The sequence below is a fragment of the Niallia sp. FSL W8-0177 genome (assembly GCF_038006285.1).
Classification (GTDB): Bacteria; Bacillota; Bacilli; order Bacillales; family Cytobacillaceae; genus Niallia; species Niallia circulans_A.
Window position 1 is genome coordinate 2,650,457 of record NZ_JBBOUX010000001.1, and the last position, 13,192, is coordinate 2,663,648.

Consider the following 13,192-nt stretch of genomic DNA (forward strand, 5'->3'; position numbering starts at 1 on the left):
TATCTTTCCTCCTTTATTGTTCTTTTAACATACGTGCAACATCTTTAGCAAAATACGTAATAATTAAATCTGCTCCAGCACGTTTCATACTAATCATTGTTTCCATTATAATTCTATCTTCCTCAATCCAGCCATTTTGTGCCGCAGCTTTTACCATGCTGTATTCTCCACTTACATTATAGGTAACAATCGGCAGATTCCATTCATTTTTCATATCACGAACAATATCTAAATAAGGAAGACCTGGCTTCACAATAAGAAAATCTGCTCCTTCTGCTACATCACTTTCAGCTTCTCTAAATGCTTCCAGACGATTAGCGGGATCCATTTGATAGGCTTTGCGATCTCCAAATTGTGGAGTACTATCAGCAGCTTCACGGAATGGACCATAAAAGGCAGAAGCGTATTTTACAGCATAACTCATAATTGGTATATCAATGAATCCAGCTTCATCTAACCCTTTTCTAATCGCAGCTACAAAGCCATCCATCATATTAGAAGGGGCAATAATATCCGCTCCAGCTTCTGCTTGGCTTACTGCAGCCTTCACAAGTAATTCTAATGATTCATCATTAAGCACTCTTCCAGCTTCAATTACTCCACAATGTCCGTGGCTAGTATATTCACATAAGCATGTATCTGCAACGACAATCATTTCCGGATAGTTAGCTTTAATGTATTTGATACCTTCCTGAACAATACCATGATCATGAAATGCTTGCGTTCCACATTCGTCTTTTTCCTTTGGAATACCGAATAATAACACCGATTTGATTCCAAGCTCTTGAACCTCATCCATCTCTTCCTTCAATCGATCAATGGAAAACTGATAAATACCAGGCATAGAGGAAATTTCAGTTTTACTATTTTCTTCTTCTGTAATAAAAATCGGATAAATTAAATCATCCAGATGTACATATGTTTCTTTCACTAATGCTCTCATATTGGCAGATTGTCTTAATCTGCGATGACGTTTAAATTCAACCATGTTCTTACCCCCAACTTAATTTGTTAAATACTGCACTAAATGTTCCAGAATACTATCTGTTGTATATGGTTTTGCTGTGATTGTTACATGCATTCCATAGCTGTGCAAGGTTTCTGTTGTGATTGGTCCAATACTAATCACGATACACCTTTCCACCCTATCAATCAATTGATGTTTTTGGATGATTTGCATAAAATGATGGGCGGTGGAGGAGCTGGTAAACAGTAATACCTCTATATCATTTTCCTTTACTTCATTAACAAGCAATTCTTCACTTTCTAGCGGGAAATACGTTTCATACAATATAGCTTCATCTACTTGTAAACAGGCTTTCTTTAATTGCTCTGCTAGAAATTCTCTTGATCTGTTTCCTTTTATAATTAGAATTCTCTGTTGTTTTTCCAAAATGGCTGCAAACTCTTTGGCAAACTGTTCAGCAACAAAATCTGTCGGCATAAAATCAGCTTGATACCCATATCCCGCAATAGCAGCTGTTGTCTTTTCGCCAATAACAGCAATTGGAGCTACAAGGGTTAATTCTAATCTGTTCATTTCTTTAAAAAAAGCATCTACTCCATTACGGCTCGTAAAGACAAGCCAATCATATGCTTTATTTTTTAAAGAAGCAATTACTCCATCTGGAAGTTGTTTTTCTCGAAACGCGATTAAAGGCACTTCAACCGGAATACCGCCTAGATCAATAATCTGCTTTGATAACACACTCGCTTGTTTTTTTGATCGAGGGACGAGAATTTTTTTTCCAAGAAGCAGATTAGCCATCGATAACATTCTCCTCTTTCAACCGATCAATTAAGGCCTTCGCACCTTTGTCTGTTAAAATGGCTGCTGCTTGCTCCCCTACTTCTACTGGGTTTTTTCCCGATACTTCTTCCTTGTATATCTGTTTGCCATCAGGTGAAATAACTAATGCTGTTAATGACACTTCATCTTTTTCTACTTGTGCAAACCCTGCAATCGGAACTTGGCAGCCGCCTTCCATACGCTGTAAAAAGGCTCTTTCTGCATAAACAGTACGCGTCGTATCTTGGTTGGACAGCTTGCTTAAAAGTTCCAATACCTCTTTATCATCTTCGCGGCATTCAATAGCAAGGGCACCTTGGCCAACTGCCGGTAAGCATACTTCAGGCTCTAGAAACTCTGTCACTACATCGCTTGTCCATCCCATTCTCGCTAACCCAGCAGCAGCTAATATGATGGCATCATATTCTTCTGTTTCTAGCTTATTTAGACGGGTGTCTATATTTCCGCGAATCCATTTGATTTCAAGATCAGGACGAACTGCAAGTAATTGAGCACCTCTTCGCAAGCTGCTTGTCCCAATGACTGCCCCTTCTCTTAAATCTTTTAAAGGAATATGATTTTTACTAATTAAAGCATCTCGATAATCCTCACGCTCAGGAATACAGCCAATGGTTAATCCTTTTGGAAGCTCAGCCGGCATATCTTTCATACTGTGAACAGCAATATCAATTTCCTTATCCAGCATACTTTGCTCGATTTCTTTTACAAATAGCCCCTTTCCTCCAACCTTGGATAAAGTGACATCGAGCACAACATCTCCCTTGGTAACCACTTCTTTCACTTCAAATTCAAAAGAAGAATCTAATTTCTTCAGCTGATTAATTACCCAATTTGTCTGAGTAATAGCAAGCTTACTTTTCCTCGAACCAACAATTATTTTACGCATAAAAAGTACCTCCAACATATTTCCGTTATGTAGTCTTCCTTTTAATAATGAAAGGTGGAAAAATTACCTACTAACAAGAAATTAATTAACATAATTAAAAAACTAGCAATATTTAAGAGGGCAATATTTTTCCCCCTCATTTTTCGAGAAACTCGTAAGTACAAAAAGCTGCTATATACGAGTAACACAATAAAGGAGCTGATAATTTTCGGATCATACCAGAGAAAATCAGGTTTTTGAATAATGGCCCATTGCACCCCAAGAATTAAGCCAATTAATAATAATGGTACACCAAACACGCTTAATAAGTAAGATATATGTTCTAGTTTGGCTAAATCGGCGATCCGCATTACCCTCCTTCCCCATTTTTTCTGTTTCAATAAATCATATTGTATACAATAAAGGACAGAAAGAATAAAAGAGATCGTAAACATTCCATAGGCTAAAAGGGCCGCTGTCACATGAATGAACAGTAACTCAGAAACAACCTGTTCCACATGAATTCTGGCAGAATCTCGTGCAGGAGCAAAAGTATGTATTGCCATAACAATAAATCCGACTACATTTGTAAAAAATACAATAAAATCAATTTCCAGCCACTTATTTATTACCAAAGAAAAGGTTACCAATACCCAAGAATAAAAGTATAATCCTTCCATAATTGTGAGAATCGGAAACCTATTCATCTCCACTATATAGATAATTAAGAAAGATGATTGTAATATCCAGACAAATAAAAGTAACCAGAAAGCGACTCGATTTGCTCTCTGGTTATTATGCATAAAATCAAAAAAATATAATAGCACAGATAACGCATAAAGAATAATCGTGAATTCATGGAGTCTAGTCATAAATATATCCTGCATCATCGCTTCCCCTTCGAACATAAAAGATCATAATACCAAGTTTTTCAACTTAATATAACTCTTATTTCTATAACCCCATCTATATTTTAACCTAAGAAAAGGAAAGTGAAACTACGACCCGAAAAGTTTATTATCGGATGACAAAGAAAGAAATCAAGAGCTCATTCACATTAGGCAGTAATTAAAACATTATCTCAATCATACTTGAATAGACGGCTGTGCAATTGGAGAAAATGCTTCTTTCTCTTCTTTCTTTCCTATATCGCTCGCTTCTTTCGGTGCATCGGCTTCTAAATTGAAGATTTTCATAAAAAGCTGCATTGATTGATCTGCATTCGGTTGAGCCGCTAATTCCTTCGCTTGAAGAATTGGATCTTTTAACATTTGATTCACAATACTCTTCGTATGCTTATTTAAAATCTTTCTTTCTCTTTCAGTAAGGTTAGGAAGTTTTCGATCTAGACTTTTCATTGTTTCACTTTGAATAGCAAGTGCCTTTTCGCGAAGAGCAGAAATGACTGGCACCACACCTAATAAGTGAAGCCATTGGTTAAACTCGATAATTTCTGCCTCTATCATGATCATAATCTTTTCTGCTACTTTTTGTCGTTCTTGCAGATTCGCTTCTACAATTCCTTCTAAATCGTCAATATCATAAAGAAATACGCTATCTAATTCCGCGATTTCAGGATCTAAATCTCTTGGCACAGCAATATCAACCATGAATAGTGGATTCCCTTTACGAATTTTCTCCACGCCCTTCATCATTGCCTTTGTAATGACAAATGCATTAGACCCTGTTGAACTAATCACAATATCTGCATCTATTAAAGCACATTGTAGTTCATTCATCGGTTTGGCTTGACCTTCGAAACGATGTGCAAGTACTTCTGCTTTCTCAAATGTGCGATTTATCACAGTTACGTTTTTTGCTCCATTGCTATACAGATTCTGAATAGCAAGCTCGCCCATCTTTCCTGCACCTAATATAAGGACATTCTTATTTAGCAAGGTACCAAATATTTTTTTCGCCAATTCTACCGCAGCATAACTTACAGATACAGCGTTCGCACCGATATCTGTTTCTGTATGTGCTTTTTTCGCAAAGGTAATAGCTTGCTTAAATAATTGATTAAACACCGATCCAGTCGATTTAATGGATTGCGCTGTTAAGAAGCTAGTTCGTATCTGCCCTAAAATCTGTGTTTCTCCAACCACCATGGAATTTAAGCCACATGTCACTTGGAATAAGTGGTTTAATGCACCATCTTGTTCATACACAAATAAATAAGGAACAAACTCTTCTTGTTCCAATTGAAACCACTCTGCTAAAAATTGTTTAATATAATAGCGACCAGTATGAAGCTGATCTACTACTGCATATATTTCCGTACGATTACATGTTGAAATAATCACATTTTCTAAAATGCTTTTTTTATGTTGTAATTGATTCATAGCTTCCCCTATTTGCTCTGAATCAAATGTTAAACGTTCACGAATTTCTACTGGGGCCGTTTTAAAATTTAGTCCGACAGCTACTATATGCATTTCTTTGTGACACCCCCAAAGTAAGTTATACCTAATTATTCCTATTGAATTTTTTTAAACCTTTTATATAAACGGATTAAATTATAATAATTATTAACATGTAGTTATTATAACAAAATCATTTCAAAAATGGGTAACAATTTGCCTATTAATTGTGAACAAATTGTGAATTCATATGGTAAGATATAGTATTGATAATAGAAAAAGAATTATACTTACGTTATTTACTATAATAGTTTGTACTTCTTTTGCAAAATTATCGTTATTTTATTCGTTTTTTTGTACAATATTGCACTTTACTCATTGTACAGTAACAAAAATCTTCTATGTATTCAAGCTTAGTTTTTTGGAAGTGGAGGAAATAATGAAAACACAAAAATGGTTCTCTGGTATCGTATTAATCGGTTTTGGATTTTATTTTATCTTAAAGGAATTTGATATTACTATTCTACCCAATCTGTACACTTGGCCAACCCTATTAATTATCATTGGGATTGCTTTTCTTTTTCAAGGTTATGGAGGAAAGGATTATGGCGTTATTTTGCCAGGTGTGATTTTAACTGGCTTTGGTTTACACTTTCACTTAGTAAATAAACTTGCTATTTGGCCTGATCATACGGGCACTTTTATTCTAATTATCGCTCTTGGCTTTATTCTTCAAAATCAAAAAACAGGGCAAGGCTTATTAAACGGTCTTCTTTTTCTTTTGTTAGCTGTTCTTTTGCTTTTCTATCAAGAAATTCTTGGTTCGCTAACATTCTTAAAAATAAGTCCTCATACGTTAAATAATTTAATACCTATTTTATTCATTATCTTGGGGGGATATTATTTAGTTTCGAAAAAGAGGAAATAATGATGTTCGTACATAATACATGAGAATAACTCACAAGCATGATTCCTGTTCGCTTTCCGCGGGTTGGACGTCTTTTTAGGCTTGCTATTCAGGATATTATTTCATTTATAAACAAATATAAAAAAACGACTCACTTTTCAACCTAGCTAGCTGATGTGAGTCGCTTTTTTTATTTATTAGCTAAATGCTCTAGTAATGACCAAACTTTATCTTTTCCTTCTCCAGTTTCAGATGAGAATAGGATAAGGTAATCATCTGCACTTAGTCCTAATGTTTCTTTTGTAACTTTTAAATGTTTTTGCCATTGAGATTTGGATATTTTATCGGCTTTTGTCGCAATAACCACACATGGAATCCCATAATGCTTTAAAAAGTCGTACATTAAAATATCATCAGCAGTTGGCGGATGGCGAAGATCCGTAATTAAAACTACTGCTTTTAATTGTTCTCTAGAGGTGAAATACGTTTCCAGCATTTTCCCCCATGCTTCTCGTTCCTTTTTCGAAACCTTTGCATATCCATAACCAGGTACATCTACAAAGTGCATGATTTCATTAATTAAGTAAAAATTTAATGTTTGTGTTTTCCCTGGCTTCGAGGAAATGCGAGCTAATGCTTTTCGCCCAAGCATGCGATTAATGAAGGAAGATTTACCAACATTCGATCTACCCGCTAAAGCAAACTCTGGCAGATTTCCTTCAGGATATTGGTTTGGTTTTACGGCACTAATTACTATTTCTGCTTGATTTACTTTCAAAGATTTACACTTCCGTTCAACGCGTGTTTTAATACTTCATCTACATGTGAAACAAGGATAAAGTCTAGTTCTTCTCTTACACTTTCAGGAACATCATCGATATCCTTCGCATTATCTTTCGGGATAATAATTGTCTTTAACCCAGCACGGTGAGCACCAAGAGATTTTTCCTTTAATCCTCCAATTGGAAGAACACGCCCTCTCAATGTTACTTCTCCCGTCATTCCAACCTCTTTCTTGATTGGCTTTCCAGAAAGAGCAGAAACAAGTGCGGTTACCATGGTGATTCCTGCTGATGGGCCATCCTTTGGTACAGCACCTTCTGGAACATGAATATGAATATCATATTTCTCATGGAAATTCGCATCAATGCCCAGCTCTTCCGATTTAGAACGTATATAGCTGAATGCCGCTTGGGCAGATTCCTTCATTACATCCCCTAATTTTCCCGTTAAGACTAATTTACCTTTTCCAGGCGCCAAGGATACTTCAATTTGCAAAGTATCACCACCAACTGTAGTATAGGCAAGACCAGTTGCTACGCCAACTTGATCCTCTTCCTCAGCTTGACCATAATGAAAAATTGGCTTACCAAGGAAATCCTCTACATTTTTAGCTGTGATAACGACTTTTTTCTTCTCAGCTGTTACAATCATTCTTGCTGTTTTGCGGCAAATTGTAGCTAATTGCCTTTCTAAAGTACGAACTCCTGCTTCTCTAGTATAGAGACGAACAATTTTTTGGAGTCCGTCTTCTCTAATTTGGAGCTGTGCTTTCGATAATCCATGCTCTTTAATTTGTTTAGGCAATAGATGATCTTTCGCAATATGAATTTTCTCGATTTCTGTATATCCAGCTATCGAGATAATTTCCATTCTATCACGTAATGGACCAGGAATGGTAGCTAAATTATTAGCTGTTGCGATAAACATAACTTTCGATAAATCATAAGTTTCTTCAATATAATGATCACTGAAGTTGTGGTTTTGTTCTGGATCAAGTACTTCTAGCATGGCTGATGAAGGATCGCCTCGGAAATCATTAGACATTTTATCAATCTCATCTAATAAAAATACCGGATTAATGGTTTCTGCCTTTTTCATTCCTTGAATGATTCTTCCTGGCATCGCCCCAACGTAAGTTCGTCTATGACCTCTAATTTCTGATTCATCACGCACACCACCTAAAGAGATGCGGACAAAATTACGGTTTAAGGAGCGAGCTATAGAACGAGCAAGACTGGTTTTCCCCACTCCAGGAGGTCCAGCAAGACAAAGAATAGGGCCTTTCAAAGAATTTGTCAGCTTTTGTACAGCTAAATACTCCAATACCCTTTCTTTTACCTTTTCTAGTCCATGGTGATCATCATTAAGGATTTTTTCTGCCTTAATAAGATCCAAATCATCTTCTGTTGCATTGGTCCATGGTAATGCCAAGAGCCAGTCAATATAATTGCGGATGACAGAACTTTCTGCAGAGGTAGAAGGAATTTTTTCATAGCGATCTAATTCCTTTAATGCTGTTACCTTTACATGGTCTGGCATGCCCGCCTCTTCAATTTTTTCAAGCAGTGTACTTACTTCGCCAGTTTTGCCATCCTTGTCACCTAATTCTTTTTGAATGGCTTTCATTTGTTCGCGTAAATAATATTCCTTTTGTGTTCTTTCCATTGATTTCTTTACGCGCTGACCTATTTTCTTCTCGAGGTTTAACACCTCTTTTTCATTTTGAATAATGTCGATAACATAATTCATTCTCTGCTTATTATTTAAAGTTTCTAAAATTTGCTGTTTTTCTTTTAATTTAATTGGTAGATGGGAAGCAATAATATCGGCCATTCTGCCCGGCTCTTCCATATCGGAAACAGCTGCATATGTTTCATGCGATATTTTTTTAGAAATTTTTATGTATTGCTCAAAATATTGAAGCATTGTTCTCATTAATGCCTCATCTTCTACGTCTTTGGTAGTTTCTTCTTCAAACAAACGTAGTCTTGCAGCAAAATAACCATCTTCCTCCATCAATTCTTCTAATTCTGCTCTTTGTACCCCTTCAACAAGAACTCTAATTGTTCCATTTGGCAGCTTTAACATTTGCTTCACTTTTGTTAAAGTTCCCATTTTATATAGATCCTCTTCTTCAGGTTCATCTATATCCATATCTTTTTGCATTGTAAGAAAAATTAAATGGTCTTCTACCATTGCTTTTTCGAGAGCTTGCACTGACTTATCACGACCAACATCTAAATGAAGCACCATCGTTGGATAAACCAGTAAACCCCGAAGCGGCAGGAGGGGGACTATTGTTTTTTTATTTTCCTCCATCACGTTGCACCTCCAGCTTTAAAAATCTCTTTCCTTATATCGCCTATTTCTAATCATTATTTACCACATAGGCTCCCTTTGCATTCTAATGCTTTGTACAATTCTATCTTATTTATGAAAATGTGTCTATTAACTAGGGTTATTAGACAAGCCGTAAAAATAGAACTACTTTTCGCCTTCGTTTTTTTGCTAATCCTTATTAAAATAGCTCATTAAAGAAAGCAGAAAGATAAAAAGAATAGATTGCAATTAAAAACAAGCCTTCCTTATTTAAAATGGCTTATTTAGACGATTTCCATTCAAGAAAAAAGACTGTTTATGCTTACACATATATATTCAATTATATAATAATAATTGGATTTAAGAAAATATAGCCTTATTTTAAAAGGATATTTCTGCACGAAAAACTATAAAGCTTGTTTAGGCTATTTTCCCACAAAAAAACGCCGACTAACTCTCCCTTTACAGAATTAGCCGACAGTGACAATGCTTAATTTAATTTGCATTTTAGCTTAAAATTATATACTCTCTTTCTTTGTTAATGCAATGGTGGAAGCTGGGATTGCTTCTTCTTTCCACTCTTCTTTAAGGAGCGCATTTTCCAGCACTTCATTTAATGTCTTCACAGGAATAATGGTGATATCCTTTATTTCATCTAATATTGCTTGCATATTTTCCTGTGGGATAATAACTTTTTGAACACCCGCAGCTTTAGCAGCTTTCACCTTTGCGACAACTCCCCCGATAGGCTTCACTTTTCCGTGAATACTGATCTCACCGGTCATCGCTACTTGCCGATCAACAGGCTGCTTGTAGATCGCTGAGTAAATCCCTGTAGCCATTGAAATGCCTGCAGAAGGCCCATCAATTGGAATACCGCCTGGAAAGTTTACATGAATATCAAATTGATCTGCAGGAACATCCATAGAACGTAATACAGTAATGACATTTTCAATGGATCCCTTCGCCATACTTTTCCGTCTAATGGATTTTCCTTGTCCGCCAATACTCTCCTCCTCGACAATCCCAGTAATATTTATGCTTCCTTTTCCATCTTTTGCTGGAATTACTGTTACTTCAATTTCCAGCAAAGCCCCGATATTGGCACCATATACTGCTAATCCATTAACAGCTCCAATAACAGAATGGTTATTAATTTTCCTTTCCATTCTTGGAGAAAGTTGACTAGAATGAATCACCCATTCTACTTCATCATCCTTTATAAAATCGCGATCCTCTCCAATTGCTAGTCCAGCAGAAATCTGGACCATATTAACAGCCTCTCTTCCATTTCTTGCATACTCAGAGAGTGTATCAAGGGCTTTCTCACTTATTCTCATCTTCACCTTATCAGCAGCCTTTTTGCCAATTTGAATCACTTCTTCTTTCGTTAATTCTCGAAAAAACACTTCCATACATCTCGAGCGAATGGCTGGAGGTATCTCGTTTGGCGTTCTTGTCGTCGCCCCGATTAAACGAAAATCAGCCGGTAGTCCATTTTTAAAAATATCATGTATATGGGAAGGAATTTGCGTATTCTCCTCATTGTAATAAGCACTTTCTAAAAAAACCTTCCTGTCCTCTAATACTTTTAGAAGCTTATTCATTTGCGTAGAATGCAATTCTCCGATTTCATCGATAAATAGAACGCCGCCATGTGCATTTGTAACAGCACCTTGTTTTGGCTGTGGGATTCCAGCTTGCCCCATTGCTCCAGCCCCTTGATAAATCGGGTCATGTACAGAACCGATTAATGGATCCGCTATCCCTCTTTCATCAAATCTAGCTGTTGTAGCATCTAATTCTACAAACACAGAGTTTGGCTTAAAGGGTGACTTTTGATTTTTCTTTGCTTCCTCTAATACAAGCCTAGCTGCAGCTGTTTTTCCAACCCCTGGTGGTCCATAAATAATGACATGCTGGGGATTTGGTCCACAGAGAGCGGCTCTTAAAGCTTTGATCCCATCCTCTTGTCCCACAATATCTGAGAAGCTTGTTGGACGTACTTTTTCAGAAAGAGGTTCCGTTAATGAAATGGCGCGAATCTTTCTTAATTGATCCATTTCTTTTTTTGATTCCCGGTCAATCGAAACTTTTTGGCTTCTCTGGCTCTTTAATAAATTCCAGAAATATAGTCCGATAATAATTCCAAAGAATAGTTGTACAAATAAAGCAATCTCCGCCCAACTCATAAAAAATTACCTCCTGAAATCTTGTTGTTTTAAAACTTCGCACATGTATTAGCTCAAGTTTCCTTCAATGGTTAGCGATATGTATCTACCCCTACAGCTCAGATGGAAAGGAAAATTTTTTGATTGAATATCAGCATCAAATTCCGCAGTCGCATCAGGCTATAAATAGATTCTTCCATAAAGACTATATACAAATTGTGCCTTGTCTTTAAAAAATAGTATCTCCTTCCCTTTGTTGGAATAAACAAGATTTCAAGGAAAAAATATATAGGAATGATATATAATTGATGATTAAAATCGAAGTATGGGCTTGTAGCAATTGTTACATCCTTCTACTTTCGCCCGCAAAAAAAGAATCAATGATAGATATCATTGATTCTTCTCGTAACTGTTGTTAAGCTGAAGTTTTTGTTTCTTTATCCACCACTGTTCCATCTTCTAGAACAAGCTTAGGTGAAGCATTATCCGTTACTGTTTCTTTCGTAATGACACATTTAACAATGTCTTCTCTTGAAGGCAGGTCAAACATAACATCTAACATAATGCCTTCGATAATAGAACGTAATCCGCGTGCACCTGTTTTTCTTTCAATTGCTTTTTTAGCAATTTCTTTCAGTGCTTCTTCTTCAAATTCTAATTCGACATCATCTAATTCCATCATTTTCTTAAATTGTTTTACTAATGCATTTTTGGGCTTTGTTAATATTTCCATTAATGCTTCTTCGTCTAATTGACCAAGACTGGCAATAACTGGAAGACGACCAATAAATTCAGGTATTAAGCCAAAACGTAATAAATCTTCTGGAAGTACTTTAGATAATAAATCTTTATCTTCTATTTCAGCTTGTTTACCGTCAGAACCAAATCCAATTACTTTTTGACCTAGTCGTCTTTTAATAATTGGTTCGATACCATCAAATGCTCCACCACAAATAAAGAGAATATTCGTTGTGTCAATTTGAATAAATTCTTGATGAGGGTGCTTTCTGCCACCTTGAGGCGGAACACTTGCAACGGTACCCTCTAGAATTTTTAATAATGCTTGCTGAACCCCTTCACCGGAAACGTCACGTGTAATAGAAGGATTTTCAGATTTACGTGCTACTTTATCAATTTCGTCTATATAAATAATACCTTTTTCTGCTTTTTCTACATCATAATCTGCAGACTGGATTAATTTCAAAAGAATATTCTCAACATCTTCCCCTACATATCCAGCTTCTGTTAGACTAGTTGCATCTGCAATAGCAAATGGTACATTTAATATTCTTGCCAATGTTTGGGCAAGAAGTGTTTTACCACTACCAGTCGGTCCGATTAACGCAATATTACTTTTTGATAATTCTACATCATCAATTTTACTATTTGAGTTAATACGTTTGTAATGATTATACACTGCAACAGAAAGAGCCTTTTTCGCTTGGTCCTGTCCAATTACATATTCGTTAAGGATATCGCGAATTTCTGCTGGCTTTGGTACATCTTTAAATTCTACTTCTTCTTCTGTCCCTAATTCTTCTTCTACGATTTCTGTACATAATTCTATACATTCGTCACAAATGTATACACCAGGTCCAGCAACTAATTTACGAACTTGATCTTGTGTCTTTCCGCAGAATGAACATTTTAGCTGGCCTTTTTCGTCATTAAATTTAAACATGCCTTCACCCCTTAAAACTTCTTTTGTATATTTTTACCGTTACGGATTATTATTTGTTCAGAAACAAATTTTACTTTTTTCAACAGTTATGTATTGAATTGTATCACATGATAGTAATGTACAGGAAATAATACAACTCGGATTTGCAGTTCTCTATCATCCAATAACGGTAAAATGGATATACTTCTTTAATCATAACCAGATTTCGCTTCTTTAAATCTGGAAAATTATCTCTTATTTGATTGTATACTCCTGTACGGTTAGAGTAACTTATTTTATAGTTACCCATATTATAT

The 13,192-nt window shown here is 36.0% G+C and carries 10 protein-coding genes; 1 reads left to right on the forward strand and 9 read right to left on the reverse strand.

The window, feature by feature from the left end; translation table 11 throughout:
* Positions 1 to 13: 13 nt before the first annotated feature.
* The 5 genes from hemB to hemA form a co-directional block, all read right to left on the reverse strand.
* Positions 14 to 988 (reverse strand): porphobilinogen synthase, encoded by a 975-nt coding sequence (hemB, locus tag NST77_RS13145; RefSeq protein ID WP_095331541.1) that lies wholly within the window; start codon positions 986 to 988, stop codon positions 14 to 16.
* A gap of 15 nt (positions 989 to 1,003) precedes the next feature.
* Positions 1,004 to 1,768: a uroporphyrinogen-III synthase gene (locus NST77_RS13150; protein WP_163185441.1), complete on the reverse strand. Its 765-nt coding sequence runs from the start codon at positions 1,766 to 1,768 to the stop codon at positions 1,004 to 1,006.
* Positions 1,761 to 2,696, reverse strand: a complete 936-nt coding sequence (gene hemC, locus NST77_RS13155) for a hydroxymethylbilane synthase (protein WP_095331537.1) — start codon at positions 2,694 to 2,696, stop codon at positions 1,761 to 1,763. The genes NST77_RS13150 and hemC overlap by 8 nt, the downstream gene beginning before the upstream one ends.
* 41 nt (positions 2,697 to 2,737) lie before the next feature.
* Positions 2,738 to 3,562 carry a cytochrome C assembly family protein gene (locus tag NST77_RS13160; RefSeq protein ID WP_095331535.1) on the reverse strand — a complete coding sequence of 275 codons (825 nt, stop codon included), beginning with the start codon at positions 3,560 to 3,562 and terminating at the stop codon, positions 2,738 to 2,740.
* Positions 3,563 to 3,760: 198 nt separating this feature from the next.
* Positions 3,761 to 5,110 (reverse strand): glutamyl-tRNA reductase, encoded by a 1,350-nt coding sequence (hemA, locus tag NST77_RS13165; RefSeq protein WP_095331533.1) that lies wholly within the window; start codon positions 5,108 to 5,110, stop codon positions 3,761 to 3,763.
* Positions 5,111 to 5,474: 364 nt separating this feature from the next.
* On the opposite strand from hemA, the gene NST77_RS13170 reads away from it, so the two are divergent.
* Positions 5,475 to 5,963, forward strand: coding sequence for a LiaI-LiaF-like domain-containing protein (locus NST77_RS13170; protein WP_095331532.1), 489 nt, complete (start codon positions 5,475 to 5,477; stop codon positions 5,961 to 5,963).
* 169 nt (positions 5,964 to 6,132) lie between these two features.
* Here NST77_RS13170 and yihA read toward each other — a convergent pair whose 3' ends face one another.
* The 4 genes from yihA to clpX all read right to left on the reverse strand — a co-directional run bounded on the left by yihA (position 6,133) and on the right by clpX (position 12,896).
* Positions 6,133 to 6,720 carry a ribosome biogenesis GTP-binding protein YihA/YsxC gene (gene yihA / locus NST77_RS13175; RefSeq protein WP_047943566.1) on the reverse strand — a complete coding sequence of 196 codons (588 nt, stop codon included), beginning with the start codon at positions 6,718 to 6,720 and terminating at the stop codon, positions 6,133 to 6,135.
* Positions 6,717 to 9,044 carry an endopeptidase La gene (gene lon, locus NST77_RS13180; protein WP_095331530.1) on the reverse strand — a complete coding sequence of 776 codons (2,328 nt, stop codon included), beginning with the start codon at positions 9,042 to 9,044 and terminating at the stop codon, positions 6,717 to 6,719. The genes yihA and lon overlap by 4 nt, the downstream gene beginning before the upstream one ends.
* 518 nt (positions 9,045 to 9,562) lie before the next feature.
* On the reverse strand, positions 9,563 to 11,236 hold the full coding sequence (gene lonB, locus NST77_RS13185; protein ID WP_341123068.1) for an ATP-dependent protease LonB: 1,674 nt from the start codon (positions 11,234 to 11,236) through the stop codon (positions 9,563 to 9,565).
* Between the two features lie 394 nt (positions 11,237 to 11,630).
* Entirely contained in the window at positions 11,631 to 12,896 is a 1,266-nt protein-coding gene (gene clpX, locus NST77_RS13190; protein WP_047943563.1) for an ATP-dependent protease ATP-binding subunit ClpX, read from the reverse strand.
* Between the last annotated feature and the right edge of the window lie 296 nt (positions 12,897 to 13,192).